This window comes from Kitasatospora sp. NPDC088391, from assembly GCF_044753345.1.
GTDB lineage: Bacteria > Actinomycetota > Actinomycetes > Streptomycetales > Streptomycetaceae > Kitasatospora.
In genome coordinates this window covers 101,156-127,431 of the sequence record NZ_JBIVNB010000004.1, presented here as the reverse complement: position 1 = coordinate 127,431, position 26,276 = coordinate 101,156, and the positions used below count along the sequence as shown (strand labels likewise).

General features: G+C 75.0%; 22 protein-coding genes. 14 read left to right on the top strand and 8 right to left on the bottom strand.

Annotation, left to right across the window (positions count from 1 at the left end; translation table 11 throughout):
- The first annotated feature begins 54 nt into the window (after positions 1-54).
- Both glgB and ACIQBJ_RS13610 read left to right on the top strand, forming a co-directional pair.
- On the top strand, positions 55-2,028 hold the full coding sequence (gene glgB / locus ACIQBJ_RS13615) for a 1,4-alpha-glucan branching protein GlgB (RefSeq protein WP_400708389.1): 1,974 nt from the start codon (positions 55-57) through the stop codon (positions 2,026-2,028).
- A gap of 40 nt (positions 2,029-2,068) precedes the next feature.
- Positions 2,069-3,007 (top strand): transaldolase family protein, encoded by a 939-nt coding sequence (locus ACIQBJ_RS13610; protein ID WP_400708387.1) that lies wholly within the window; start codon positions 2,069-2,071, stop codon positions 3,005-3,007.
- Positions 3,008-3,086: 79 nt separating this feature from the next.
- On the opposite strand, the gene pabB is transcribed toward ACIQBJ_RS13610, so the two are convergent.
- Both pabB and ACIQBJ_RS13600 read right to left on the bottom strand, forming a co-directional pair.
- A complete protein-coding gene (gene pabB, locus ACIQBJ_RS13605) occupies positions 3,087-5,231 on the bottom strand; it encodes an aminodeoxychorismate synthase component I (RefSeq protein ID WP_400708385.1) in 2,145 nt (714 codons plus the stop codon).
- Between the two features lie 20 nt (positions 5,232-5,251).
- The gene (locus ACIQBJ_RS13600; RefSeq protein ID WP_400708383.1) at positions 5,252-5,938 is read right to left on the bottom strand and encodes a methyltransferase domain-containing protein; all 687 of its coding nucleotides are present in this window, start codon (positions 5,936-5,938) and stop codon (positions 5,252-5,254) included.
- 312 nt (positions 5,939-6,250) lie between these two features.
- Between ACIQBJ_RS13600 and ACIQBJ_RS13595 the strand changes: the two genes are divergently transcribed.
- The 6 genes from ACIQBJ_RS13595 (at position 6,251) to ACIQBJ_RS13570 (ending at position 14,101) form a co-directional block, all read left to right on the top strand.
- Positions 6,251-8,023, top strand: a complete 1,773-nt coding sequence (locus ACIQBJ_RS13595; protein WP_400708381.1) for a helix-turn-helix domain-containing protein — start codon at positions 6,251-6,253, stop codon at positions 8,021-8,023.
- A gap of 246 nt (positions 8,024-8,269) precedes the next feature.
- Positions 8,270-9,625: a sugar phosphate nucleotidyltransferase gene (locus tag ACIQBJ_RS13590; RefSeq protein WP_400708379.1), complete on the top strand. Its 1,356-nt coding sequence runs from the start codon at positions 8,270-8,272 to the stop codon at positions 9,623-9,625.
- A 72-nt stretch (positions 9,626-9,697) separates the two neighbouring features.
- Entirely contained in the window at positions 9,698-10,402 is a 705-nt protein-coding gene (locus tag ACIQBJ_RS13585) for an NAD(P)H-binding protein (RefSeq protein ID WP_400708377.1), read from the top strand.
- 44 nt (positions 10,403-10,446) lie between these two features.
- Positions 10,447-11,634 (top strand): IS701 family transposase, encoded by a 1,188-nt coding sequence (locus tag ACIQBJ_RS13580; protein ID WP_400708375.1) that lies wholly within the window; start codon positions 10,447-10,449, stop codon positions 11,632-11,634.
- On the top strand, positions 11,631-13,112 hold the full coding sequence (locus tag ACIQBJ_RS13575; RefSeq protein WP_400708373.1) for a maltokinase: 1,482 nt from the start codon (positions 11,631-11,633) through the stop codon (positions 13,110-13,112). Before ACIQBJ_RS13580 ends, ACIQBJ_RS13575 begins: the two co-directional genes overlap by 4 nt.
- Positions 13,109-14,101, top strand: a complete 993-nt coding sequence (locus tag ACIQBJ_RS13570; RefSeq protein WP_400708371.1) for an NAD(P)/FAD-dependent oxidoreductase — start codon at positions 13,109-13,111, stop codon at positions 14,099-14,101. Before ACIQBJ_RS13575 ends, ACIQBJ_RS13570 begins: the two co-directional genes overlap by 4 nt.
- On the opposite strand, the gene glgA is transcribed toward ACIQBJ_RS13570, so the two are convergent.
- The 6 genes from glgA to ACIQBJ_RS13540 form a co-directional block, all read right to left on the bottom strand.
- Positions 14,065-15,234 (bottom strand): glycogen synthase, encoded by a 1,170-nt coding sequence (gene glgA / locus ACIQBJ_RS13565; RefSeq protein ID WP_400708369.1) that lies wholly within the window; start codon positions 15,232-15,234, stop codon positions 14,065-14,067. The two genes, ACIQBJ_RS13570 and glgA, sit on opposite strands and share 37 nt — an antisense overlap.
- Positions 15,235-15,296: 62 nt before the next feature.
- Positions 15,297-16,265, bottom strand: coding sequence for an aldo/keto reductase (locus tag ACIQBJ_RS13560; RefSeq protein ID WP_400708367.1), 969 nt, complete (start codon positions 16,263-16,265; stop codon positions 15,297-15,299).
- Position 16,266: 1 nt separating this feature from the next.
- A complete protein-coding gene (locus ACIQBJ_RS13555) occupies positions 16,267-17,910 on the bottom strand; it encodes an MFS transporter (RefSeq protein WP_400708365.1) in 1,644 nt (547 codons plus the stop codon).
- Entirely contained in the window at positions 17,907-18,593 is a 687-nt protein-coding gene (locus ACIQBJ_RS13550) for a type 1 glutamine amidotransferase domain-containing protein (RefSeq protein ID WP_400708363.1), read from the bottom strand. The genes ACIQBJ_RS13555 and ACIQBJ_RS13550 overlap by 4 nt, the downstream gene beginning before the upstream one ends.
- Before the next feature lie 86 nt (positions 18,594-18,679).
- A complete protein-coding gene (locus tag ACIQBJ_RS13545; RefSeq protein WP_400708361.1) occupies positions 18,680-19,852 on the bottom strand; it encodes a ferritin-like protein in 1,173 nt (390 codons plus the stop codon).
- 140 nt (positions 19,853-19,992) lie between these two features.
- The gene (locus tag ACIQBJ_RS13540; RefSeq protein WP_400708359.1) at positions 19,993-21,363 is read right to left on the bottom strand and encodes an MFS transporter; all 1,371 of its coding nucleotides are present in this window, start codon (positions 21,361-21,363) and stop codon (positions 19,993-19,995) included.
- Between the two features lie 245 nt (positions 21,364-21,608).
- Here ACIQBJ_RS13540 and ACIQBJ_RS13535 point away from each other — a divergent pair, with 245 nt between their 5' ends.
- The 6 genes from ACIQBJ_RS13535 to ACIQBJ_RS13510 all read left to right on the top strand — a co-directional run bounded on the left by ACIQBJ_RS13535 (position 21,609) and on the right by ACIQBJ_RS13510 (position 26,275).
- Positions 21,609-22,316, top strand: coding sequence for a DJ-1/PfpI family protein (locus ACIQBJ_RS13535; RefSeq protein ID WP_400708357.1), 708 nt, complete (start codon positions 21,609-21,611; stop codon positions 22,314-22,316).
- Positions 22,317-22,342: 26 nt separating this feature from the next.
- Entirely contained in the window at positions 22,343-22,633 is a 291-nt protein-coding gene (locus ACIQBJ_RS13530) for a putative quinol monooxygenase (RefSeq protein ID WP_400708355.1), read from the top strand.
- Between the two features lie 28 nt (positions 22,634-22,661).
- Positions 22,662-23,192, top strand: coding sequence for a VOC family protein (locus ACIQBJ_RS13525; protein WP_400708353.1), 531 nt, complete (start codon positions 22,662-22,664; stop codon positions 23,190-23,192).
- Complete coding sequence (mftG, locus tag ACIQBJ_RS13520) at positions 23,189-24,697, top strand: mycofactocin system GMC family oxidoreductase MftG (RefSeq protein WP_400708351.1); 1,509 nt, start codon at positions 23,189-23,191, stop codon at positions 24,695-24,697. Before ACIQBJ_RS13525 ends, mftG begins: the two co-directional genes overlap by 4 nt.
- A gap of 76 nt (positions 24,698-24,773) precedes the next feature.
- Positions 24,774-25,199, top strand: coding sequence for an ester cyclase (locus tag ACIQBJ_RS13515; RefSeq protein ID WP_400708349.1), 426 nt, complete (start codon positions 24,774-24,776; stop codon positions 25,197-25,199).
- On the top strand, positions 25,196-26,275 hold the full coding sequence (locus ACIQBJ_RS13510; RefSeq protein ID WP_400708347.1) for a nuclear transport factor 2 family protein: 1,080 nt from the start codon (positions 25,196-25,198) through the stop codon (positions 26,273-26,275). Before ACIQBJ_RS13515 ends, ACIQBJ_RS13510 begins: the two co-directional genes overlap by 4 nt.
- The last annotated feature ends 1 nt before the right edge of the window (position 26,276 follow it).

Genomic DNA, 26,276 nt, shown 5'->3' with positions numbered 1-26,276 from the left:
GAAGTGCGCGGGAGTCGGTCGCCCGGCGGTGGGCCGGGTGTGAGGGTGGGGGGCGTGACCGTGGTGGTGGGGCAGGGGGAGACCGGAGAGCCGGAGGGCGCCGGGGCGGGGGCGGAGCCGGGTGCGCTCGGCGCGCTGGACCTGCACCTGATCGGGGAGGGGCGCCACGAGGAGCTGTGGCGCGTCCTCGGCGCGCACGAGCGCCGGACGGTGCGGGACGGCCGGCCGGTGCGCGGCGTCTCGTTCGCCGTGTGGGCGCCGCGCTGCCGGGAGGTCCGGGTGGTCGGCGACTTCAACGGCTGGGACGGCTCCGACCCCCGGTGGGCGATGCGTCCGACCGCGTCCGGCGGCCTGTGGGAGCTGTTCGTCCCCGGGGCCCGCCACGGCGACCGGTACAAGTTCCGGCTGCGGACGGCCGACGGGCGGTGGCTCGACAAGGCCGACCCGCTGGCCCGGGCCGCGGAGGCGGCGCCGGGGACGGCCTCGGTGGTGCACTCCTCGTCCTACGCCTGGGGCGACGACGCCTGGCTGGCGGGGCGGGCGGCCGCGGACGGCAGCGGGCCGATGCGGGTCTACGAGGTGCACCTGCCGTCCTGGCGGCCGGGGCTCGGCTACCGCGAGCTGGCCGGGGAACTGCCCGCGTACGCGCGGTCGCTGGGGTTCACCCACGTCGAGTTCCTGCCGGTCGCCCAGCACCCGTTCGGGGGCTCCTGGGGCTACCAGGCCACCTCCTACTACGCGCCGATGGCGGCGCCGGGCTCCCCCGACGACTTCCGCTTCCTGGTGGACCGCCTGCACCGGGCCGGGGTGGGCGTCCTGCTGGACTGGGTGCCCGCGCACTTCCCCCGGGACGACTGGGCGCTGGCCCGCTTCGACGGGGAGCCGCTGTACGAGTACGCGGACCCGCGGCGCGGGGAGCACCCCGACTGGGGCACCCTGGTCTTCGACCACGGGCGGCCCGAGGTGCGCAACTTCCTGGTCGCCAACGCCCTGTACTGGTGCGAGGAGTTCCACGTCGACGGGCTGCGGGTCGACGCGGTGGCCTCGATGCTCTACCGGGACTACTCGCGCGGGCCCGGCGGCTGGACGCCGAACCGGTACGGCGGGCGCGAGGACCTGGAGGCGATCGCCTTCCTCCAGGAGTTGAACGCGACGGTGCGGCGGCGCTGCCCCGGCGTGGTGACGATCGCGGAGGAGTCGACGGCCTGGGAGGGCGTGACCCGGGAGCCGGAGCGCGGCGGGCTGGGGTTCGGGCTGAAGTGGAACATGGGCTGGATGCACGACTCGCTCGGCTACATCGGCACCGACCCGGTGCACCGCCGGCACCACCACCGGGCGCTGACCTTCCCGATGCTGTACGCCTACGCGGAGCGGTTCCTGCTGCCGGTCAGCCACGACGAGGTGGTGCACGGCAAGGGGTCGCTGCTGGGCCGGATGCCGGGCGACCGCTGGCAGCGGTTCGCCAACCTGCGGGCCTACCTGGCCCTGATGTGGGCCTGGCCGGGGCGCCAACTGCTCTTCATGGGGCAGGAGTTCGGCCAGGAGAGCGAGTGGTCGCACGACCTCGGCCCGGACTGGCGGGCGCTCGGCGACCCGTCCCACCGCGGCGTCCTCGACCTGGTGCGGGACCTCAACCTGGCCGCGTCCGACCTGCCCGCGCTGTGGCGGCTGGACCACCACCCGGACGGCTTCCGGTGGATCGAGGCGGACCGGGCCGACGAGAACCGCTACTCCTTCGTCCGGCTGGACGGCGACGGGACGCCGGTGGTCTGCGTGTTCAACTTCCGTCCGGCGCCCGCCCGGGTGCGGCTGGGCCTGCCCCGGGCCGGGGGCTGGGCCGAGGTGCTGAACACCGACGCGGCGGCGTACGGCGGCAGCGGCGTCGGCAACGCGGGCCGGGTGGTCGCGGAGCCGCTGCCCGGCCACGGGTTCCCGGCCTCCGCCGAGTTGACGGTGCCGCCGCTGGCCGCGCTGTGGCTGCGGCCGGAACAGCCCGGGATTCACGACCTGACAAAGCAGGCCCCATGATCTGGTCAGCCCTCCTCCGCATAACATAATCTGCTGAATCATGGTGAGTTCTACTGCCGCCTCCTTCCTCGCCCAACTCTGCGCCGAAGGCGTCTCACTGTGGCTCGACGAACCGGATGCGCAGGTGGACCCGGTTCAGGTCCTGATGGAGTCCCGCCTCGACTCCCCCCCTGGCTTCAGCGGTTTCGTCGCCTCACCGGAAACCACCCTGCCGACGATCCGGGCGGTCTGCGACGCGCTGCGGCCGGCCTTCGAGGAGACCGGCGGGCTGATGGGCCGCACCTCGGTCGGGCTGGCGCCGTGGGCCGCGCACGACAGCGCCGGACTGGTGGCCGCGGCCCGCGCCGTCGTGCGGGAGGTGGAGCGCCCCAACCTGCTGGTCCGGCTGCCCGCCACCCCCGCCGGACTGGAGGCCCTCTCGGCCTGCCTCGGCCTGGGCATCGCCGTGCACATCGCCGACGTGTACTCCGCCGGGCAGTACGCGCGGGTGCTGACCTCCTACCTCGCCGGCATGGAACAGGCCCTGGCCAACGGCGTGGGCCTGGCCCGGCTCGCCTTCACCGCCTCCGTCCCGGTGGGCCTGCTCGACGACACCGCCGACGCGCTGCTGGACCGCCACCCCGCGCCCCCCTCCGCCCCGCTGCGGCACCAGGCGGGCGCCACCGTCGCCCGACTCGCCTACCGGGAACGCGAACTGGCCCTCTCCAGCCACTGGTGGCGGGTCCTGCGCAGCGCGGACGCCCCGCTCCCCCTGCTCGCCTGGACCCGCACCCGCCCCCGCCACCTCGGCGCCCTGGTCGGCGGCAACACCGTCCTCGCCGTCTCCCTCGCCACCCTGGAGACCGCCGCCCGCGAGGTCCAGCTCTGCGGCGACACCCTCCTCGGCACCCACGAACAGGCCGCCCGCACCGCCGACACCCTCCAGACCCACGGCGTCGACCTCTCCGAACTCGGCACCGCCCTGGAGGCCCGCCTCTGAAGCCCCCGGCACGGCCGCGACCGGCCGCGGAGAGGGGTGCACCTCCGCGGCCGGTCGGTCAGTACTGCGGGCACGGACCTTATCGGACGGCCTCCGGGAGCGGGGTGCCGAGGAGGGTGTGCAGGGGGGCGGACTTGACCATGGTCTCCTCGAACTCGGCGGCCGGGTCGGAGAGGGCGGTGACGGCGCCGCCGGTGCCGTAGCGGAGGCGGCCGGGGGTGATCACGGCGGTGCGGATGACGATGCTGAAGTCGGCGGCGCCGGAGAGCGAGAAGTAGCCGAGGGCGCCGGAGTAGACGCCACGCGGGCCCTCCTCCAGGCGGTCGATCAGGCGCATGGTGCGGATCTTGGGGGCGCCCGTCATGGAGCCGCCGGGGAAGGCGGCCCGGACGCAGTCCACCGCGCTGCGGCCCGGGGCGAGTTGGGCCCGGACGGTGCTGACCAGCTGGTGCACCGAGGCGTGCCGCTCCACCTCGAACAGGCGCGGCACCCGGACGCTGCCGGGCCGGGCGCACCGGCCGAGGTCGTTGCGGACCAGGTCGACGATCATCAGGTTCTCGGCCCGGTCCTTGGGGTCGTGCGCGAGTTCGTCGCGCAGCGCGTCGTCGTGCTCGGGCGAGCCGCCGCGCGGCCGGGTGCCCTTGATCGGGCGGGACTCGGCGAGGCCGCCGCGGTCGACCCGCAGGAAGCGTTCGGGCGAGGTGCTGAGCACCGCCGTCCGGTCGAACTGGAGCAGGGCGGCGAACGGGGCGGGGTGGGCGCGGCGCAGCAGGCGGTAGCTCTGCCAGGCGTCGAACTCGCCCTCCGCCTCGGCCATGTTGGTGAGGCAGACCTCGTAGGTCTCCCCGGCGGCGATCTCCTCCTGGCAGGCGCGGACCAGCCGCAGGTAGTGGTCGCGGTCGTGGCGCAGCCGGACCGGTGCGGCCGGGGCCGGGACGGGCGGGGCCGGGGCCGGGGCCGGGGCGGGCGGCTGTCCGGCGAGTTGTTCGAGGCGGCGGGCGGTGTCGTCGAGCCAGACCCGGGCCTGCCGGTCGGTGGCCCGGTCCGCGCCGAGGGCGAGCAGGTGGGCGTCGCCGCCGAGGTGGTCGATCAGGACGGCGCGGTCGGCGAAGACCATGGCGGCGTCGGGGTCCTCGGCGCGGTGCGGGGCCTCGCCGCCGCACTGGGCCTTGAGTTCGTAGCCGAGCCAGCCGACCCAGCCGAGGGCGAAGTCGCCCGGCAGGTCCGGGAGTTCGACCTGCCGGGCGCGCAGGTCGGCGTCGATCCAGTCCAGGAAGGGGGTGGTCAGCACCTCGGTGGCGCCCGCGCCGGTGACGGTGACGGTGCCCGCGGCGACGTCGGCGCGGGCGATCCGGCCGAGCGGGCCGTCGGCGCTGCCGAGCACCGAGAAGCGGCCGAACTCGCCGCCGGGCCGGCTGCTGTCGAGCCAGAAGGAGTGGTCGAGGCCGCGGAAGAGCAGGTCGTAGGCGGCCTCGGCGTCCCAGCGCCGCGGGACGCGCCGGTGCAGCACCCGCAGCCGGCGGTCGGGGGCGGCGGGCTCCCCCGCAGGCTCCCCCGCGGAGTGCCCCGCGGGCGGCCCGGACGGCGGGCGGGGGGCGGCCGTCCGCTGCCGGGGGATGTGCCCGGGGACGCGCCGGGGGTCCTCGCTGCGCGCCAACCGGACGAAGTTGCCGAGCAGTTCGCGCCCGTACTCGGTGCAGACCGACTCCGGGTGGAACTGCACGCCCCACACCGGCCGGTCCCGGTGCCGCAGGCCCATCAGCACGCCGTCGGCGGTCCAGGCGGTGGCCCGCAGGTGCGGCGGGAGGCCGGTGACGGCCAGCGAGTGGTAGCGGACCGCCCGGAACGGCGTGGGCAGTCCGGCGAAGAGGTCCCGGCCGTGGTGGTGCACCTCGGCGGTGCGGCCGTGCACGGGCTCGGGGGCCCGGTCGACGGTGGCGCCGTGGGCGTGGCCGATGCCCTGGTGGCCCAGGCAGATGCCGAGCAGCGGCAGGTCGCAGTGCCGGGCGAGGTCGGCGCCGTGCCCGAGGTCGGCGGCCCGGCACGGGGTGCCGGGGCCGGGCGACAGCACGACCGCGTCGAAGTCCCGCAGCAGGGCGGGCCGCCAGCCGGGCTCGTCGTTGCGGATCACCTCGGGTTCGGTGCCGCAGACGTCGGCGAGCAGGTGGAACAGGTTGTGCGTGAACGAGTCGTAGTTGTCGACGAGCAGGGTGCGGGTGTGCATGGAACGGGTCCCCCCCGGGGTCAGTCGGCGACGATCTCCAGCAGCAGGTGCTCGACGGTCATGTCGCCGTAGACGTTCTCCGGGACGTGGACGGAGCGCCGGGTGCGCAGGGTCCGGCCGGTGTCGGCGGCGATCCGGCGCAGGGCGTCCAGGTCGCCGCGGCTGCTGAAGTGCAGCAGCACGGAGCCGCCGTCGGCGAGCCAGTGGTGCGCGCCCTCGACGAAGGCCCGGTGGGCCCGGTAGCCGACGTCCACGTAGGCCGCCTCGTGCAGGTCGCGGTAGGCGTACCAGTCGGGCGCCAGGACGTAGTTGGAGCTCCAGAAGACGGTGTCGAAGCGCTCGCCGGGGGTGAGTCCGGCGAACATGTCGCCGTGCACGGCGCGGGCCCGGCGGCCGACCCGGTGGCGGGCGATGTTGAGTTCGGCGTTGCGCACGGCGGCGGGGTTGACGTCGGAGGCCACCACCCGCCGGCAGCCGGCCAGGGCGGCGGTGACCGCCACCACGCCGGTGCCGGCGCCGATCTCCAGGAAGGAGCCGGGCCAAGGCCCCGCCCGCTCCCCGGTCAGGCCGAGGAGGTCGAGCGCGGTCTCGGTGGAGGGCGAGTAGACGGGGGCGAACACACCGTCCAGGAGGTCCCACTCCCGCCCGCCGAGGGTGAACCGGTCCGGCCGGTCCGGCCGGCTGAGCGAACATCTGCTCCGCTCCAACGATCGTTCATAGCTTCGGAGTTCAGGAACCCTTGCGACCTGCACGACCATCTTCTCCCCCTGTCCGGTCGAGCTAGAATTGATCGGTCCTTGCTACGATTCGGCCACCCTCACACAGGGCGGGAGGGGCTCAGAAGGTGGTCAGGTCACACCTGCGCCGCGGGTCACGGTGGGCAAACCACTGGTGAACGTTCTGTGCTGGAGTTTTGACAGTTCGTCCGGGGGTGACATGCGTCACATGCGCCGCTGATCGCGCTTTCCCGGTCGCTTCGGAGTTTCGGAGTTCAGGGGGTGGCGCACGTGCCTCGGAACATGCTGTGGACGGATGGGGGCCATGAGGCGGGGGGCGGTCCGCCGCCGCCGTCCCGGCGCCGCCGCGAGGCGGGGCTGGCCGCGCTGGTCGACACCGCCCGGGAGCTGGCGCTCCCCTACGAGCTGGACGTCCTGCTCGGCGTGATCACCCGTCGGGCCCGGCTGCTGCTCGACGTCAGCATGTCCTGGGTGACGTTCCATCAGGACGAGGGCCCGTCCGTGGTCCGCGCCGCCGACGGCCACGCCTCGGCGATCACCGTGGGCTTCCTGGTGCCGCGGCTCGGCGGGGTCGGGAACGAGGCCACCTCGCGCTCGGCGCCGTTCTGGTCCCCCGACTACCTGGAGGACCAGCGCTTCACCCACTCCACCCAGATCGACGACGTGGTCCGGGCCGAGGGGCTGCGCGCCCTGGTCGCCATCCCGCTGCGCGGGATGTCCGGCACCATCGGCGTGCTGTACGCGGCCGACCGGGCGGTGCGGCACTTCGCCCCCGAGGAGGTGACGCTGCTCTCCTCGCTGGGCGACCTGGCCAGCGTGGCGATCGAGAAGACCCAGCTGATGGAGCAGATCCAGGCCAAGGTCACCGAGCTGGAGAACTTCGCGGCCCGCGCCGTCGACTCCTCCTCCACCGACCGGCAGCTGCGCGAGACCCAGCACCGGCTGATCGACGTGGTGCTGCACGGGCGCGGCCTGCACGCCCTGGTCAGCGCGGCCGCCGAGGAGCTGGGCGGCGCCCTGCAGGTCCGCGACCCCGCCAACCGGAGCCTCGCGCTGGCCGGCGAGGTCCCCGACCTGGACGAGTCCACGCTCGCCCAGGCGTCGTTGGACGCGCACACCCGGCGCTGTCCGATCAGCTCCGGCGAGGACCTGTGGCTGCACCCGATCAGCGCCGGGCCGGAGATCCTCGGCACGCTCTTCCTGCACACCGTCGAGCCGAGCACCGCGCAGCAGGTCGAGCTGATGGCCCCGGTGGCGCAGGTGGTCGCCACCCAGATGCTGATGCAGCACGGGGCCGCCGCGGCCGAGGGCCAGGTCCGCGAGGACCTGTTCAAGGACCTGCTGAACCCCCGGCAGACCGCCCAGCAGCTGGCCGAGCGGGCCCAGCGGGTCGGGCTGGACCTGGGCCGGCCGCACGTCGTGGTGGTGGCGAGACCGGAGTCCCGGATGCCGGGGCGGGCGGTGATCTGGGCCTCGTCCTACGCGCACCGGACGGCGGGCCTGAAGTACGTGGACGGCGGCTGCCTCGCCTTCCTGCTGCCGGGCTCCGACGCGGAGACCGCCGGGCAGACGGTCTCCCGCGAGCTGGGCTCGGTGCTGGAACAGCCGGTGACCACCGGCGTGGCGGGGCCGGTCGCCGGGGCCGAGGCGGTCCGCGGCGCCTACCACGAGGCCCGGCGCTGCCTGGACGTGCTGGCGGCGCTCGGCTCGGCCGGCTCGACCGCCTCGGTCCGGCAGCTCGGCTTCCTCGGCGTGCTGCTCTCCGACGACCACGACATCCCCGGCTACATCGACGCGGCGCTCGGCCCGGTGATCGACTACGACGCGCAGCAGGGGACGGAGCTGCTGCGCACCCTCCAGGAGTACCTGGTGGCCGGCAACAGCCCGACCCAGGCCGCCAAGGCCCTGCACGTCCACCCGAACACGGTGGCCCGCCGGCTGGAGCGGATCGGCCAACTGCTCGGCCCGGACTGGCAGGAGCCGGTCAAGGCGCTGGAGATCCACCTGGCGCTCCGCCTGCACCGCACCCGGCAGGCCCTCCGCCCGCGCCCCTGACACCCCGCCGCCCCGGCGTCCCCGCACCCCGGCACCCCCGTCCGGGCACCGGGCGGTGGTGGCCCCGGCACCGGGCGGGCGGTGGTCGGACCACCACCCGCCGCGGCAACAGTGTGGCCGGTGCACCTCCTCCCCGGCTCGGGTCATCCACGACTGTGGGTGGTGAGCCGGGCGGGGGCCGGACCGATGCACCGGGTGCTCCCCCGCCCGTCCGCCGAGCCACCGGGCGTGACGAAGGGGGTTGTGGTGAGCGGAAGCCACCGCGCGACGGTCGGCATCATCCTGGCGGGGGGACGCGGTGAACGGGCCAAGCCGATCACCCTGGCCTCCGCCGACTACATCCGCAGCAAGGCGCTGATCCCGCTGGTCGGCCAGCGACTGGTCGAATGGATCGTCAGGTCCTGCGTGAAGCAGGGCGTCCGGCGGTTCTACGTGGTCTCGCACGGCCTGGAGAACCGCAACCAGATCAAACTGCTGCTCGGCCACGGCGAGCGCTTCGGGGTGGAGGTCCACTACTCCCGGGCCCGCTTCGACCGCTACAACGTCGGCTCGGCCGGCGCGACCCTGCACAACCTGGAGCAGTGGGACCTGCAGGGCGAGGCCCTGGTGCTGCCCGTCGACTCGCTCTTCGACTTCGACCTCGACCGGCTGGGCGCCACCCACCGGCGGCTGGGCGCGGTGGTGACGCTCGCGGCGGTGGCCCGGACGGCGCCGGAGATCGCCGGCAAGTACGGCGTGATGCAGACGGACGGGCGGGGACTGGTCACCGGCTTCGTGGAGAAGCCCGACCGGGACCGGCTCGGCCGGCTCTTCCCGCGGACCCTGGACGACCCGGCGGCCACCCTGCCCACCAACGCCGGGATGTACCTGGTCGACTGCGGGCGGCTCCGGCTGCTGGCCCGCGAGCCCGAACTGCTGCGCCGCTCGCACCAGCGCCTGGACTGGGGCGGCGACCTGCTGCCGCTGCTCGCCGAGCGCGGGCACCCGGTGGGCGTGCACACCGTGCCCCGGCTGGGCGACCTCGGCAACGTCGCCGACTACCTGGCGACCCTCCAGGACGTGCTGACCGGCGCCTACCCGCAGATGGACGCCCTGATGGCGCAGGTCTCCGGCCCGCCCGACGACCCCGCCACCCGCCGCTGGGTGCACCCCAGCAGCCTGCAGACCAAAGACGACCTGACCGGCACCACGCTGGCCCAGAAGATCGAGGACGGCCTGGTCGTGCTGGGTCCGGGGGTGCGGATCGGCCGGGCGGTCGAGATCGGCCCCGGCGTCCGGATCGAGCACAGCGACATCGGCGACGGCGCGGACATCCGCGAGGGCGCCACCGTGATCCGCTCGGCCTGCGGCGAGTCCGCCGTGGTCGGCCCGTACGCGAGCGTGGCGGACAGCTACCTCGGCCCGATGGTCGAGCTGCGCTCGCAGCGCCACGGGCAGGTGGTGCTGGAAGGGGGCACGGCGATCGGCGACGGCGCCGTGGTGTCCGCCGGGACGCACCTGTACGGCGTCAGCGTCCACCCGCGGCTGCACCTGCCCCCGCTCACCGGCGTCCCGGCCGGCACCCGGCTGACCAGCGCCGACGACGTCCTGCAGCGGCTGTGAGCCGCGCCGCCCGACTCCGGGCGGCACCACCCGAGGCGCCCGTCCGGGGCGCCCGTCCGAGGAGGAGACCCCATGGACAGACCCGTCGTCGTGATCGGCGGCACCGGCCGGCTGGGGCGGCTGCTGCTGCCCCGGCTGCACCGCTCCGGACGGCCCGCCCGGGCCGTCGGCCGGGGCGGGTGCCAGGACCCGGCCCGGCTGCCGGGCCGGTCCACCGCGCACACCGCCGACGTCCGCGACCCGGACTCGCTGGTCGCGCCGCTGCACGGCTGCGGCGCGGTGGTGTTCTGCGTCGAGCCCGGCACCGCCGAGTCCGGGCCGGACAGCCCCGAGGCGACCATGTACGAGGGCGTGCGCAACGTCCTGGACGTGCTCGCCGCCGCGGCGGCCGCGCCCCGGTTCGTGCTGGTCAGCCAGATCCTGGTGACCCGCCGGGACCACCCGATGAACGCCTACGGGCGACTGCTGGACTGGCGGATGCGCGGCGAGGACGCCGTGCGCGCCTCCGGGCTGCCCTACACCGTGGTCCGGCCCGGCTGGCTGACCGACGTCCACGACCCCGGCGAGCGGGTCCGGCTGGAGCAGGGCGACCGCGGCGAGGGCTGGGTCTCCCGGGAGTCGGTGGCCGAGGCGTGCGTGCAGTCGCTGCGCCACCCGACCGCGGTCGGCCGGACCTTCGAGCTCTACAACGAGCCGGGCCCGGCCACCACCGACTGGCTGCTGCACTTCGCCCGGCTGGCCGCCGACCCGGTCCTGACCGCCCGCGCCGCCCTCTAGGACCCGTACCCCCTGCCTGCCCACCGTCTTGAAGGACGCTCACCGTGACTCCTGACAAGAACCGGCAGCCGCCCGCCGCGCAGCACGCGCGGGCGGCCGAACTCATCGACGCCGCCCTGGCCTCGGTCCCGCGCAGCGACCAGCGCCGGTGGGGCAGCCTCTACGTCCGCGGACTGCAGACCGCCGAGGGGCGCAAGACCGTCCGGGCGGTGGCCAACTCCGTGGGCCACCGCATCGAGCAGAACCTCAACCAGTTCATCAGCAAGTCGCCCTGGGAGTGGGAGCCGGTCCGCCGGACCCTCGCCGAGCACCTCCAGCAGCTGGCCCGGCCGCGCGCCTGGGTGGTGCACCCGCTGGTGATCTCCAAGCTCGGCGCGCACTCCGTCGGCGTCGAGGAGCGCTTCGTCGCCGAACTCGGACGGGTCGTCAACTGCCAGCGGGCGACCGGGGTCTGGCTGGCCGCCGACCACTTCAGCTGCCCGGTCGACTGGCGGCTCGACCTGTCCGAGCGCTGGGCCGGGCACCCGGAGCGCCGCCGGCGCGCCGCGATCCCCGAGCCGGTCCGGCCGGAGAGCGGGCCGCAGCACGCGGTGGCGATGCTCGCCGCGATGGCCGGGCGCTGGGGCCTGGAGCGGCGCCCCGTGGTGATGGACCTGCGCGGGGCGGAGGCCGCGCCGGTCTGCCGCGCGCTGCTGGCGCACCGGCTGCCGTTCGTGGTGCGGATCGACCCGCCCGCCCGACTGCCCGAGCTGCGGCCCGCCGAACGGGCCGCGGTCCGCTGCCCCGACCCGGCCGCCGCCTGGGACGCCCGGCTGCGGCTGCGGCGGCTCCCGGTGGAGTGGCTGGACCACACGACCGGCGCGGTCCGGGTGACGGCCGTCGGGTCGGCGCCGGTCGAGCTGGCCGACGCCCCCGGCGACCCGGCGGACCTGGTGCTGCTGGCCTCCTGGAACGACCGGGGCCGCCCGGGGTCCGGCGGCCACTGGCTGTCGAACCTGGGCCGGCACCCGGTCGGGCAGCTCTACCGCACCGCCCGGCTCAGCCTGCGGGTCGAGCGCGACCAGGCCGAGGTCGGCTCCGGGCTCGGGCTGCGCGACTTCGAGGGACGGTCGTTCCCCGGCTGGCACCACCACATGACGATGGTCTCGCTCGCGCACGCGGTGACGCTGCTGCCCGCCGCCGACGCCGCCCGTCCCGCCGCCACCGCCGCCCGGGTGGAGCCCGCCGCGTGAGCGCCCGCCCCGCCCGGGCCGCCGCAGCAGCCGCGCCCGGGCCCGCCGCCGTCGAGTCCGAACTGCGCCGGCTGCTGCCGGACTGGCTGCCGCGGCAGCGCTGGTACGCGGCCAAGGGCCGCGCCGCCGTCCTGGAGGAACTCGCCGTCACCGTGCTGGAGCCCGGCGACCCGGCGCTGCTGCACGTGCTGGTCCGCACCGGCCCGCAGGAGTGGTACCAGCTGCTGCTGGGCGCCGCCGCCGGTCCCCCGACCGGCCCGGGCCGCGGCGCGCTCCCGGCGCTGCCCGCCCTGCCCGCCCTGCGGGACGGCGACGGGGGCTGGTTCCTGTACGAGGCCGCCGCCGACCCGGTGCTGATGGACCGGCTGCTGCGGCTGCTCGCCGACCGCCGGGAGACCGCCGCCGTCCGGTTCCGGCACCCGGCGGGCAGCGCCATCCCGCTGGGCCTGCCCGAGCACCCGAGCACCGCCGAGCAGAGCAACACCTCGCTGGTGTTCGGCGACCGGCTGATGCTGAAGCTGCTGCGCCGCCCGGTGCCGGGCGCCAGCCCCGAACTCGAACTGCTGCGGGCGCTGCAACGCGCCGGGGACGTCCGGAGCGCGGCGCCGCTGGGCTGGATGGAGACGGCCGGCGGTCCGCTGGGGCCGGGCGCGACGCTGGGCATCCTGCAGCAGTTCCTGCCCGCCCGGTCGGACGGCTGGGAGCTGGCGCTGGAACGGGCCCGGGCCTGGATCGCGGGCGAGGACGCCCCCGACCGGCCGTCCGCCTTCACCGCCGAGGCGCGCGCGCTGGGCGGGGAGACGGCGCGGGTGCACCGGGCACTGGCCGCGCGGCTGCCGACCCGGGTGCTGGGCCCGGCGGAGCTCGCCGAACTGGCCGGGGCGGCCCGGCGGCGGCTGCGCGCGGCCGCCGCCGAGCTGCCGGAGCTGGCCGCCCTCGCCCCCGGCCTGGACCGCTCGTTCCGGGCGCTGGGCGGGCTCGGCGCCCTGGCGGTGCAGCGGGTCCACGGCGACCTGCACCTCGGCCAGGTGCTGGACACCGCCGACGGCTGGGTGCTGATCGACTTCGAGGGCGAGCCGGGCCGGCCGGTGGCCGAGCGGCGCCTGCCGCAGCCCGCGCTGCGGGACGTGGCGGGCATGCTGCGGTCCTTCGACTACGCGGCCCGGCACGCGCTCGGCTCGCTCCCCCGCGACCTGGCCGGGCGGCCGCGGCTGCGCCGCCGCGCCGACGGCTGGCGCGAGCGCAACCGGCTGGCCTTCTGCGAGGGCTACGCCGCGGCGGGCGGCCCCGACCCGCGCCGGCACGGCGCGGTGCTGCGGGCCATGGAGGCCGACAAGGCCGTGTACGAGGCCGTCTACGAGGCGCACAACCGCCCGCAGTGGCTGGAGATCCCGATGGCGGCGCTGCGCCGCCTGGCCGCCCCGGAGCACCGGGTGCGGCCCCCGGAGCCGAGCACCGCCGAGGAGGCGATCGCGTGAACCGCAGCACGGACGGGCCCGCCGACGACCGGACGGCCGCCGAAGTGGCGGACACCGCGGCGGCGCCCGCCGAAGTGGCCGACGCCGCGGTGGTGGGCGCCGGCCCGGCGGGGCTGTCGGCGGCCCTGTACCTGGCCCGCTACAACCGCCGGGTGCTGCTGTTCGACACCGGCCACGGCCGGTCCACCCACCACCAGGTCAACCACAACTACCTGGGGTTCCCGGACGGCGTCCCGACCGTCGAGCTGCGCCGGCTGGGCCTGGCGCAGCTGGCCCGCTACCCGCAGCAGGTGCGGGTGGCGCGGCACCGGATCACCGGGGTGCGCGGGAACGGCGCGGACGGTTTCGTGCTGGCCGCGCAGCAGCACCGCTGGCGGGCCCGCACGGTGCTGCTGGCCACCGGGGTGCTGGACCACTTCCCGCACTTCCCGGGCTGGGAGCCCTGCGTGGGCCGGTCGATGTTCTGGTGCATCACCTGCGACGGCTGGGAGAACCGCGGCCGCCGGGTCCTGGTGGTCGGCCACACCGACGCGGCGGCGGGCGAGGCGATGCAGCTGCACGCGCTCACCGACGACGTGACGCTGCTGACGAACAGTCAGCAGGACGGGATCAGCGGGAAGTTCCGGGCCCGGCTGCGGGCGGCGGGCATCCCGGTGCTGCACGACCGGCTGCGCGGGGCCGAGGCGGTGGACGGGCGGCTGCGGGCGGTGCTGACCGAGCGCGGGCGGCGGATCGCCCTGGACGCGCTGTTCTCGATCCAGGGCGCCACGCCGGAGAACGTGCTGGCCCGGGAGCTGGGCCTGAAGCTCGCCGACACCGGCCACATCGTGGTCGACACCGAGCAGAAGACCTCCGTCCCCGGCGTGTACGCCGCCGGGGACATCACCTCGCTGCACTCGCACCAGGTGACCGCGGCGGTCCACGAGGGCGCGCAGGCCGCCTCGGCGGCCAACTACTTCCTGTACCCGCCGGAGCTGCGGGCGGACTGATAGACCTCGACGGTGCGGCGCGCGGCGGTGTCCCAGCCGAACAGGGCGGCCGCGCGCCGCCGGCCCGCCGCGCCCAGCGCGCGGGCCCGGGCCGGGTCCGCGGTGAGCGCGTTGACCGCCGCGGCCAGCTCGGAGGCGGTGCGCTTGTCGTCGGCCGGGTCGAGCGGCACCAGCCGGCCGGTGTCGCCGTCGGCGACCACCTCGGGGATGCCGCCGACGGCGGTGGCGACCACGGCGGTGCCGCAGGCCATCGCCTCCAGGTTGACGATGCCCATCGGCTCGTACCGGGAGGGGCAGACGAACACCGTGGCGTGGGTGAGCAGTTGGCGCAGCGGGTCCGGGTCGAGCATGCCGTCGATCCGGACCACGCCGGTGCGGGTCCGGTGCAGCGCGGCGACGAGTTCGGCGGTCTCGGCGGCGATCTCCGGCGTGTCGGGGCGGCCGCAGGCCAGCACCAGCTGGGTGTCCGGGTCGAGTTCGAAGCCGGCCCGGAGCAGCAGTTCCAGGCCCTTCTGCCGGGTGACCCGGCCGACGAACAGGGCGATCGGGCGGTGCGGGTCGATGCCGTACCGGTCGAGCGCGTCGGTGCGCGGGTCGGGGCGCTGGACGGCGGTGTCGATGCCGTTGTGCACCACGTGGACCTTCTCCGGGTCGACGCCGGGGTAGACGTCGAGGATGTCGGCGCGCATCGCGGCGGAGACCGCGACGACGGCGTCGGCGTACCGGATCGCGGTGCGCTCCAGCAGCGAGGAGAGGGCGTAGCCGCCGCCGAGCTGCTCGGCCTTCCAGGGGCGCAGCGGCTCCAGGCTGTGCATGGTCATCACGTGCGGGACGCCGTGCACCACCTGGGCGAGCCGGCCGGCGCCGTTGGCGTACCAGGTGTGGCTGTGCACGAGGTCGGCGCCGGCGCAGTCGGCGGCGATGGCGACGTCGGCGCCGAGCGCGCCGAGCGCGGCGTCGCCGGGGACGGTCTCGGGGTAGGCGGTGACGCCGGGTTCGGTGCGGGGCGCGCCGAAGCAGCGCACCCGCAGGTCGACCAGGCGGCGCAGTTCGCGGGCGAGTTCGCCGGCGTGGACGCCCGCGCCGCCGTAGACCTCGGGCGGGTACTCCTTGGTGAGCAGATCGACGCGCACGGCGGGCCCTTCTGGTGGCGGCCCGGCCCCCGGGGCGGGGGCCGGGCCTGGCGGGGCGGAGGTCAGCGGCGGGCGCCGGCCGTCCGGGAGGCGACGGTGTCGAGGCGCAGCAGGTCCTGCGGGGTGAGGACGAGGTCGAGGGCGGCCAGGTTCTCCTCCAGGTAGGCGACCCGCTTGGTGCCGGGGATCGGGACGACGTCCTCGCCCTGGGCGTGCACCCAGGCGAGGGCGACCTGGCCCGGCTTGGCGCCGTGCTCGTCGGCGATCTCGCGGATCGTGGCGACGATCAGCTGGTTGGCGTCGAGGGCCTCCTTGCCGAAGCGCGGCATGCCGCGCCGCATGTCCTCGGGCGCGAAGCCGTCGGTGGAGGAGATGGTGCCGGTGAGGAAGCCGCGGCCGAGCGGCGAGAACGGCACCAGGGAGATGCCGAGCCGGCGGGCGGTGGGCAGCACCGACTCCTCGACGCCGCGGGTCCACAGCGAGTACTCGCTCTGCACCGCGGTGATCGGGTGGACGGCGTGGGCGCGTTCCAGTTCGTCGGCGGTGACCTCGGAGACGCCGAGGTGGCGGACCTTGCCCTGCCGGACCAGGTCGGCCATCGCGCCGACCGAGTCCTCGATCGGGGTGCGGGGGTCGACCCGGTGCAGGTAGTAGAGGTCGATGTGGTCGACGCCGAGGCGGGCCAGCGACTCGTCGGCGCTGCGGCGGATGTAGTCGGGGTCGGCGCGCAGCACCATGCCGGTGTCCGGGCGGACGTCGTGGATGCCGACCTTGGTGGCCAGCACGACCTCGTCGCGGCGCTCCCGGATCGCGTGGCCGATCAGCTTCTCGTTCGAGCCGACGCCGTACAGGCCGGTGGCGCCGTAGACGTTGGCGGTGTCGAGCAGGGTGAGGCCGAGGTCCAGCGCGCGGTGCACGGTCTCCAGGGAGGCGACGTCGTTGGCCACCCCGTAGGACTGGCTCATTCCCATGCAGCCGAGGCCCTGTGCGGAGACCCGCAGGCCCTGGGAGCCGAGGTTTCGCTGGAGCATGTCAGTTCCTTTCGGTCGCCGCCGCCAGCGGCGGGCGCGGCCGCGCCCGGTCGGCGTGCGGTTCGTGCTCGTGGATCCAGTGGGTCAGCCATCCGACGGCGTGACCGCCCGTCAGGTGGAAGTGGGCGTGCGCCAGGCCGGTCCTGGTCCCGTGCCGGGCCCAGGGGAAGTGCCGGTGGCGCTCGGGCGGTCCGGGCTGCGGCAGCCGCTGCACCAGGGCGACCACGGCGAGCGCCAGGACGACCAGCAGCAGCAGCGAGGCGGCGTAGGCGGAGTGGTAGCGCTCGGCGGCGCGGGCGACGCCGGGGCGGGCGCCGAGGGCGGCGAACAGCGTGCCGAAGCCGGCCAGGCCCAGGGTCTGGCCGAGCTGGAAGGCGGTGGACAGCGCGCCGGAGGCGGAGCCGCGGTCCTCCGGGCGGACGCCGGCCAGCACGGTGCCGATCAGCGGCGACATGGCGAAGCCCTGGCCGGCGCCGACCAGGACCAGCGGCCCGGCCAGCTGCCACGGCGACAGGCCGGTCCCGGCGGAGCGGACCACGGCGAGGTCGGCGGCCAGTCCGGCCGCGAGCAGGGCGCAGCCGAGGCTGAGCGCGCCGCGGCCGCGCAGCAGGGCGAGCCGGGGGCCGAGCAGCGAGGCGGCGAAGAAGGCGACGCCGACGGGGGTGAAGGCGAGTCCGGCGTGCAGCGGGGTGAGTCCGCCGCCCAGTTGCAGGGTGAGCGTGGTGTAGACGGTGAAGCCGACCACGGTCACGAAGTAGACGGTGCCGATCACCATGCCGAGGGTGAAGGAGCGCTGCCGGAACAGTTCGGGCCGCAGCAGCGGGACCCGGCCCAGCCGGACCTGGCGCAGTTCGCAGGCGACCAGCCGGGCGAACAGCAGCGGGGCGGCGGCGAGCATCGCCCAGGTCCACCAGGGCCAGCCGGTGTCGGGGCCGAGCAGCAGCGGGGCGACCAGCAGCAGCAGGCCGCCGGCGATGGCGCCGATGCCGCCCCAGTCGATCCGGACCGGGCCGGGGCGGGGGCCGCCGCGCAGCACCAGGGCGCCGGTGCCGAGGGCGGCCAGTCCGACCGGGGCGAGCAGCAGGAAGGCGGGGCGCCAGCCGAGTCCGGCCAGGTCCCACTGGATGACCGCGCCGCCGAGCAGCTGCCCGGCGACGATGGCCACGCCGATGGCGGCGCCGAACGCGCCGAGCGCGGTGGTCCGCTCCCGGCCGGTGAAGGTGTCCTCGATGACGGAGAGCACCTGCGGGTAGACCAGGGCGGCGCCGACGCCCTGGAGCAGCCGGGCCGCGATCAGCACCGGCGCGTCGGGGGCGAGCCCGCAGGCGGTGACGGCGAGGGTGAACAGCGCCAGGCCGGCCAGCAGCACGGGTTTGCGGCCGAGCAGGTCGCCCAGCCGTCCCCCGGTGGTGAGGAAGACCGTGTAGGACAGGCCGTAGCCGGCGACGGCGAGCATCACCTCGGCGAAGCCGGTGTGCAGGCCGCGCTGCATCGAGGGGATGGCCAGGTTGGCGATGGAGACCCCGCCGACCACCAGGCAGGTGCTGGTGAGCGCGACGGCGAGGACGAGCCAGCGGTCGGCCGCCGGCCCGGGACCGTCCGCCGAGGGCCCGGGACCGTCGGTGACCGGCCCGGGGCTGCTCACCGCCGCCCGTCCAGCACGTCCACGACGGCCCGGGCGGTGTCGGCGGCCGAGGCCGGGTTCTGGCCGGTGACCAGGCGGCCGTCCACCACCACGTGCGACCGGAAGGCGGCGGCCCGCAGGTGCTTGGCGCCGCGCAGTTCCAGGGCCTCCTGGAGCGAGAACGGGACGACGCCGGTGAGGCCGACGGCGGCCTCCTCCTCGTCGGTGAAGCCGGCCACGTTGCGGCCTTCGATCAGCCGGGTGCCGTCGGACAGCCGCACTTCGAGCAGGCCGGCCGGACCGTGGCAGAGCGCGGCGACCACGCCGCCGGCCTCGTGGACGGCGCGGGCGACGTGCTGCAGGCCCGGGTCGTCGGGGAAGTCCCACATGGTGCCGTGCCCGCCCGCGTACAGGACGGCGTCGTAGCGGGCGGGGTCGATCCGGTCGGGGGTGGGGGTGGTGTCGAGGGCGGCCTGGGCGGCGGTGTCGGCGGCGAAGGCGCGCAGCACCGGGTCGGCCGGGTCGTCGCCGTAGTGCGGGGGGCGGCCGCCGCGGGTGGAGACCAGTTCCACCCGGCGGCCGGCCTGCTCGAACACCTGCCAGGGGTGGGCGAGTTCGGGGAGGAAGTAGCCGGTGGGGCGGCCGGTGTCGCCGAGCGTGTCGTGGCTGGTGAGCACGATCAGGACGGTGTCGGTGCGGGGCATGGCGGCCTCTTCTCGGGCGTCGCGGGACGGCGCGGGACGGCGCGGGGCGTCTCCGGGTGCGGCGGGGCGTCTCGGGGGCGGGGCGCTCAGGGGCGCGGGGCGGCGAGGTTGCGGAAGCGCGGCCCGTAGAACACCGGCCGGTCCAGGTCGGTGTAGGCGCGCAGGTGGCCGTACTCGGTGGGGTAGATCCGGGGCAGGTCGGCGACCAGGTCGGCCGGGACCTCGCGGCGCATGAAGGTGAAGCAGGAGGTGACCCGGAGCTTGGACATCTTCTCGACGGCCTCGCCGAAGGTCGCCCACTGGGTCATCGGGTCGCTGGAGCCGTTCCACAGCTCGTCGAGGTGCTGGAGCATCTCGGTGTAGACCTGGTCGAAGACGGTGAGCTCCTCGGCGACGGCGACGCCGTCCTTGTCCTCGGAGAGCAGCGCCTCGTAGCCGTCGGCGGGCACGGCCAGGGTGTTGACCACGGCGGGCCAGTCGATCCGGTCGCCCTGGAACCAGACCGCCTCGGAGTCCTTCGTGAGTGCGAGCGGCGGCTGCGGGGCGCGGAAGGTCCGGCCGTAGTACAGCTCGGCGAACTTGGCGTAGTGGGACTCCTCGTGCTGGTAGTCCGCGCCGGTGTGCAGCGAGCCGGCGCTGGCGCCCTCGCCCTGTTCCAGGATCTCGTCGATGCCGGCCAGCAGTTGGTCGACCGGGTCGACGCCGGAGGCGGGGACGATGGTGGTGAAGCCGATGTTGTCGCCGACCTGGTTGGCGACGTGGCCGCCGTTGACGGCGGCGCGCAGTTCGGCGGCGTTCTCGACGACGGCGTCGCGGATCTCCGCGTACAGCCGGCCGATGGTCGGGTAGCTCTCCCTGCGGTACTCCTCGGGCAGCAGGAAGTACGGGGACTCCAGGCGCATGAAGTTCCGCAGCTGGGCCTTGGAGAGCTGGGTCAGGCCGAGGTGCAGGTCGGGCTCGACGCCGCCGGGCAGGCCGCGGGCCGGGTAGGCGGGCGCCAGGTCGCGGATGCGGGGGCGTCCGCCGATCGCCGCCAGCATGTTGGCGGCGATCGACATGTGCACCATCTCCTCCATCAGCACGCTGCGGACGGAGTTGTAGCTGGTGTAGTTCTGCACCTCCAGCGAGAGCATCGCCGCGGTGTAGACGGGGAGCGTGGCGTGTTCCAGTTCGATGGCCCGCTGGAGCGCTTCGCGCACCCAGACCACGTTGTGACGGGTCGTCGGCCGATTGCCGGTTTCCTCTGCGGCGGTTGCCATGGCGGTCTCCCTCTCAGGTCCGTCGGCGGGGGCGTGGATCGGGCGGTGCGGCGGTGCGGCGGTGCGGACGTACGGTCGTGCGGACGTACGGTCGTGCGGCGGTGCGGACGTGCGGCGGTGCGGGGCCGGACGGCGCGGGCTCAGGCGGGGCGCCGTCCGGTGAAGGTGACGACCAGCAGCGAGAGCGCGGCGAAGACCGCGACGGCCAGGCCCACGGCGGGCATCGAGCCGAGCGTGCCGAGGACGGCGACGCCGAGCGCGGCGCCGCCCTGCCGGGAGGCGTTCAGCGCGCCCTGGGCGGTGGCGGCCAGTTCGGCCGGCGCGGCGACGGCCAGGTCGGCGGTGGCGCCGGGGATGGAGGTGGCGCTGGCCAGCGCGAGGGCGATCTCGGCGACCATGATCAGCGCGTAGGGCGGGTTGTCGCCGGACAGCGCGAGCACCGCGCCGGAGACGGCCCCGGCGCCGAGGCCGAACAGGATCACCGGGCGGGTGCCGAGGCCGGCCACGAACCGGCCGGTGAAGATCGGCAGGACGGCCAGCGGCAGCGTCATCGGCAGGAAGGCGAGGCCGGTCTGCAGCGGCGTCAGGTGACGGTCGTTCACCATCCACAGCGTCATGGCGAACAGCAGCCCGTAGAAGATGAACGAGGCCACCGCGCCGGCCAGCAGGTCGGCCCTGATCCGGGCCTGGGCGAGCAGCGCGGGCGGCAGCGCGGGCCAGGCGACCCGCCGTTCGACGACGGCGAGCGCGATGCCGGCCGCCACCGCCAGGGCGAGCGCGACCAGCGGCACGGGGCGGCCCCAGCCGTCCAGCCCGGCCTCGACCAGGCCGTAGGTGAGCGCGCCCAGGCAGAGCACCGACAGCGCCAGGCCGGGCAGGTCGACGGGCCGGTGGGCGGCCGCCCGGTCGGCCCGGAAGCCCCGGGAGCCGAAGAAGGCGACCAGCGCGATCGGGGGGTTGACCAGGAAGACCAGCTTCCAGCCGCCGAGGGCGACCAGCGCGCCGCCGAGCACCGGTCCGGCGACCAGGCCGAGGGCGCTCAGCGCGGCCCACACGCCGACCGCCTTGGCGCGGTGGGCCTTGTCGGGGTAGAGCCCGGCCAGCAGCGCCAGCGAGGCGGGGACCAGGCCGGCCGCGGCCAGGCCCAGCAGGGCGCGGCCGACGATCAGCATCCAGGCGGCGCCCGCGCCCGCGCAGAGCAGGCAGAGCACGGCGAAGGCGAGCAGCGCGCCGCGGTACATCCGGCGGGCGCCGAAGCGGTCGGCCAGCGCGCCGGAGGCGAGCAGCAGGCCGGCGAACAGCACGGTGTAGGCGTCGACCGTCCACGGCAGGGCCGCGGCGGAGGCGTGCAGGTCGTCGCGGACCGAGGGGAGCGCGACGTTCAGGATGGACGCGTCCATCAGGACCATGAAGTTGCCGACGACGACGGCGGTGAACAGCCCGGTGGTGCGTGGTGGGCGGGCCGCCTGCTCGTCGGCGAGCACGGGGGCGCCGCTGATCCCTGTAGTCATGCTTGCGAGCGTCCCGCCGCCGCGGGGTGCGGGCCAAACCGGCGGCGGACACTTTGTGATGTCCGCCCCCGGCGCGCTCCGGGCGAAAACGCGCCCGATCTGCGAACACGCCTTCGACGTCATGAAGTGCGGGTGCACTCCGGCCGGATTCCGGGGGCCCGGCGCTAGCTTTTCCTCCGGACCCGGGAATTGCGGGTCGGCCGGCGCTCGCTGGCAGCGCCCGCACGGAAGGGAAATACCGGACCATGACCGACATCAGGACGATCGGCGTGCTCGCGTACCACCGGTGCAGCGAGTCCGACACCATCATTCCCTGGGAGATTCTCACCGGGGTGGCGATCCATCTGAAGAACACCACCGGCGAGCAGCTCGACGTGAAACTGGTGGCCCTGAAGGAGGGCCCGATCGAAATGCAGATGGGCGCCATGGTGCAGCCGCACGAGGTGCTCACCGACGACGTGCTCTACGACGTGCTGTACGTGCCGGGCGGCAACGGCTCGGGCGAGGCCACCAAGGACGAGCGGGTCCTCGACACCATCCGGCACCACTACGTCAACGGCCGCTTCATCGGCTCGAACTGCGTGGGCGTCGGCATCCTGCAGCGGGCCGGCATCCTCGGCAGCACCCCGGTGACCTGCAGCCCGCCGATCACCCGCCGGCTCAAGGAGGAGGGCGCCAACGTGGTGGAGCCCCGCCTGATGTGGCTGGGCGCGCCGGAGGCCCGGCTGTGGACGACGGCCGGCGCCAGCTCCATCAACGCGGGCACCGTCGCCATGGTGGCGCACCTGTTCGGCGAGGAGGTGGGCAAGGAGATGTCGCTCTGGTTCGACACCCTCGGCGCGGTCGGCGCCCAGTTGTTCAAGAACGAGGGCCCGGAGTACTACCACTACCCCGCCGAGGAGGCCGCCCTCCAGGACGCCACCGCCGACGTGCTGCTGCCGCCGCTGCGCTGACCGCCGCCGGCCGAGAGGAGCCCGCCGTGATCACCTGCACCACCGTCCTGGACGTGGCCGAGGGCCGCGAGGCGGAATTCGAGGAACTGCTCACCGACCTCGTGCTCGAGGTCCGCGCGAACGAGCCGGGAACGCCGTTCTTCGAACTGGTCAGATCCCGCACCGCGCCCCGGCGCTACCTCGTCGTGGAGCAGTACGCGGACGAAGCGGCGTTCGCCGCCCACGCGCGCACCGACTACCTGGCGCGATTCGTCCCGAGAATGCTGCCGCTGCTCACAGGCGACCCGGTGATCGATTCCTACGACCCGGTCGCGTGACGTTTCCGCGGCCGCTTTCGGAGCTGCCATGAACGACGATCCGACGTATTTCCACATCGGGGTGGTGGTCCGCGATCTCCCGAAGGCGATCGAGGACTTCTCCCGGGTGCTGGGCCTGACCTTCACCACGCCCGCCCGGGTGCCCAACCCGTGGCTGGAGGACCCGGAGCCGCACGAGCAGACCGTGCACGTGGCCTTCTCCAAGGAGGGGCCGCCCTACTACGAGCTGATCGAGTCCCGGGGCGACAGCGGGATCTTCTCCACCCGCGAGGAGAACAAGATCCTCTACCTGGGCCTGTGGGAGGCCGACATGGCCGGCCGGATCAAGGCCCTGGAGGCCGCCGGCATCGGCATCGACGCCGCCTCCCGGAGCGGCCCCGGCGCCACCCCGGACTGGATCATCACCGCCCCCGACGTGCTCGGCATCCGCCTGGAGTACGTCGACCTGGCCGAGAAGCCGATCATCGAGGGCTGGATCGCCACCGACGTCTTCCCGGGGGCCGGGCCCGCCGCACGCGAGGGAGCCGCCGATCCGGCCCCCGGAAGGGACGCCTCATGACCTACGACCACATCGTCATCGGAGCCGGCTCCTCGGGCGCCGTGCTCGCCGCCCGCCTCTCCGAGAACCCCGACTGCCGGGTGCTGCTGCTGGAGGCCGGCCCGGACTGGCCGTCCGTCGAGGACCTGCCCGAGGACATCGCCAACGCGCTGACCGTCTCGGTCGAGGACCACGACTGGGGCTACCTGGCCGAGGCCGTCCCCGGCCGCAGCCTGACCTACGCCCGCGGCAAGGCGGCCGGCGGCTGCTCGGCGGTGAACGGCGCGATCGCGCTGCGCGGCATCCCCGCCGACTACGACGAGTGGGCCGGGCTCGGCAACGACGCCTGGTCCTGGCGGGAGCTGCTGCCGTACTTCCGGCGGATCGAGAGCGACCAGGACTTCGGCGGCCCGCTGCACGGCGCCGACGGCCCCACCCCGATCGTCCGGGCCACCCGCTCCGAGCTGGTGCCGTTCCAGGCCGCCTACCTGGACGCCATGCTGGACAAGGGCTTCGGCTACGTCGCCGACCACAACGACCCGGAGAGCACCGGCGTCGGCCCGATCCCGATGAACCGCCGCGGCACGCTGCGGATCTCCAGCGCGATCTCCTACCTCGCCCCGGCCCGGCACCGGCCCAACCTGACCGTCCGGTCCGGCGCCGAGGTGCACCGGGTGCTCTTCGAGGGCACCCGCGCGGTCGGCGTCGAGGTCGTCGTCGACGGCCGGCCGGAGCAGGTCCGCGGCGGGCACGTGACGCTGTCCGCGGGCGCCCTCAACACCCCGGCCCTGCTGCTGCGCTCCGGCGTCGGCGACCCCCGGCAGCTGCGCGCCCTCGGCATCCCGGTGGTGCTGGACGCGCCCGGCGTCGGCGCCAACCTGATCGAGCACCAGCAGATCACCGTCGGCCTGCTGCCGAAGGAGGGCGTCACCTCCCCCGACGACCCGGACGTCCAGGTGATCGCCCGCTACACCAACCCGGGCAGCAGCCGGTTCAACGACATGCAGATGTACTTCGTCAGCCGCTACGTGCCGGTGACGCACCGTCCGATCAGCGTGATGAGCGTGCTGCAGAAGCCGGAGTGCCGCGGCCGGGTGTCGCTGCGCAGCGCCGACCCGTCGGTGCAGCCGGAGATCTTCCTGAACTCCTACGGCGAGGCCGCCGACCGGGCGATCGCGCTGGACGGCGTCCGGCTGGCCTGGGAGGTCGCCAACGCCAAGCAGATCCGGGACCTCTCCGCCGGCACCTCGGACGCGCTGACCCAGCGTCAGGTGGACGACGACGCGGCGCTGCTGGAGTACGTCCGGCAGCACTCGGCCACCCTGTGGCACCCGGTGGGCACCGCCCGGATGGGCGCCGAGGGTGACCGGGACGCGGTGGTCGACCAGCGGCTGCGGGTGCACGGCGCCTCGAACCTGAGCGTCGTCGACGCCTCGGTGATGCCCACGCACGTCAGCGGCAACCCCAACCTGACCTGCTACGTCATCGGCGAGCGGGCCGCGGAGTGGTTCCTCGCGGACGCCTGACCGGGCGCCCCGGCCGGCCCTCCCCGGCCGGCCGGGGCCGCCGCGCCGCCCCATCTTCACGAGAGCGAGGAATCCCATGTCCCAAGGAGGGGCAGAACTCGTCCGCAGGTACTACCAGGAGTTCCTGACCAGCCCCGGCAACCTGCAGCTCGCCGACGAGCTGATGGCGCCGGACGTGGTCTTCGACAACCCGATCTCCCCCGACGGCATCCACGGCCTCGCCGCCTACAAGGAGTTCGCCCTGCGCTGGTACGGCGGTTTCCCCGACCGGGTGTTCACCGTCGACGAGCTGCTGGAGCAGGACGACAAGGTGGCGGCCGCGTTCACCATCACCGGCACCCACCAGGGCGTCTTCATGGGGGCCCGGGCCACCCAGCGGCCGATCCGGGTCCGCGGCATGAACATCTTCCGGATCGAGGACGGCCGGATCAAGACCGTGACCGCGTTCTTCGACCCCGGCCAGCTGCTCGGCCCGCTCGGCCTGGCGGGGGGCGAGCGGTGACCGCGCCCGCCGCGGCCGTCCCGGACGGCCCCCGCCGCACCGTCGGGGTGCTGATCGAGGACCACTTCGACGCCACCGAGTTCCGGCTGTTCAACTCCTGGCTCCCGGCGCACGGCTACCGGGTCCGCTACCTGTCGCACCTGTGGGGGCAGCCCTCGCTGACCTTCGGCTCCAACCCGGACGACGGCACCGTCGAGGAGCACGTCACCGTCACCGAGGAGGTGGCCGGGGCCGATCCCGCGCAGTACGCCGGGATCATCTGCATCGGCGCCTACGCGATGGACCGGCTGCGCTACCAGGCCGAACTGCCGCCGCCCGGCGCGCCGAGCACCGCCCCCGCCGTGGCCTTCGCGCGGGCCGCGCTGGCCGAGCCGGGCGTCAAGGTCGGCGCGATCTGCCACTCGCTGTGGCTGCTGTGCGCGGACCCGGGGCTGCTCCGCGGGCGCCGGGTCACCTGCGCCCACAACATCGTCGGCGACGTCGAGAACACCGGTGCCGTGGTCGTCCGGGACACCGTCGGCGCCGCCACCGCCGACCTGGTGGTGGACGGCGACCTGGTGACCGCCCGGCACCCGGAGGTGACCGAGGAGTTCCTGGCCGCCTTCGTCCGCGAGATCGAGACCGCCTGGGCCGCCCCGGCCGCCCGCACCGCCCCCGCCGCCGCCCCCGTCCGAGGAGACGCCGCCATGCCCACCGAGCAGCAGGTCCGCACCGCCGTCCAGGGCTACGTCGACAGCTTCAACACCCGCGACCGGGACAAGTTCCTCGCCCTGCTGGCCGAGGACGTCGTCCAGGTCGACCCGGTCGGCTCGCCGGCCAACACCGGCCGGGCCGCCCTCGCCGACTTCTGGGACGGCCTGTTCGGGTCGGTCGAGAAGGTCGAGTTCGCGGTCACCGACCTGATCGTCAGCGGCGACGAGGCCGCGCTGACCTTCCACATCGTGCAGACCACCCCGGGCGGCCCGGTCGTCGTCGACGGCGTCGACGTCTTCCGGATCGACGGGGACGGCCGGATCGCCGAGGTCCGCGGCTACGTCGACGCGGCGCACGTCCGCGCCGGGAGCGCCGGGAGCTGAC

What these genes read in the sequence shown, in the direction of transcription:
- ACIQBJ_RS13610 (WP_400708387.1), top strand. Translation starts at nt 2,069, where the DNA reads ATGGTGAGTTCTACTGCCGCCTCCTTCCTCGCCCAACTCTGCGCCGAA.
- pabB (WP_400708385.1), bottom strand. Translation starts at nt 5,231, where the DNA reads ATGCACACCCGCACCCTGCTCGTCGACAACTACGACTCGTTCACGCAC.
- ACIQBJ_RS13595 (WP_400708381.1), top strand. Translation starts at nt 6,251, where the DNA reads ATGCTGTGGACGGATGGGGGCCATGAGGCGGGGGGCGGTCCGCCGCCG.
- ACIQBJ_RS13585 (WP_400708377.1), top strand. Translation starts at nt 9,698, where the DNA reads ATGGACAGACCCGTCGTCGTGATCGGCGGCACCGGCCGGCTGGGGCGG.
- ACIQBJ_RS13560 (WP_400708367.1), bottom strand. Translation starts at nt 16,265, where the DNA reads ATGCTCCAGCGAAACCTCGGCTCCCAGGGCCTGCGGGTCTCCGCACAG.
- ACIQBJ_RS13550 (WP_400708363.1), bottom strand. Translation starts at nt 18,593, where the DNA reads ATGCCCCGCACCGACACCGTCCTGATCGTGCTCACCAGCCACGACACG.
- ACIQBJ_RS13545 (WP_400708361.1), bottom strand. Translation starts at nt 19,852, where the DNA reads ATGGCAACCGCCGCAGAGGAAACCGGCAATCGGCCGACGACCCGTCAC.
- ACIQBJ_RS13540 (WP_400708359.1), bottom strand. Translation starts at nt 21,363, where the DNA reads ATGACTACAGGGATCAGCGGCGCCCCCGTGCTCGCCGACGAGCAGGCG.
- ACIQBJ_RS13535 (WP_400708357.1), top strand. Translation starts at nt 21,609, where the DNA reads ATGACCGACATCAGGACGATCGGCGTGCTCGCGTACCACCGGTGCAGC.
- ACIQBJ_RS13525 (WP_400708353.1), top strand. Translation starts at nt 22,662, where the DNA reads ATGAACGACGATCCGACGTATTTCCACATCGGGGTGGTGGTCCGCGAT.
- mftG (WP_400708351.1), top strand. Translation starts at nt 23,189, where the DNA reads ATGACCTACGACCACATCGTCATCGGAGCCGGCTCCTCGGGCGCCGTG.
- ACIQBJ_RS13515 (WP_400708349.1), top strand. Translation starts at nt 24,774, where the DNA reads ATGTCCCAAGGAGGGGCAGAACTCGTCCGCAGGTACTACCAGGAGTTC.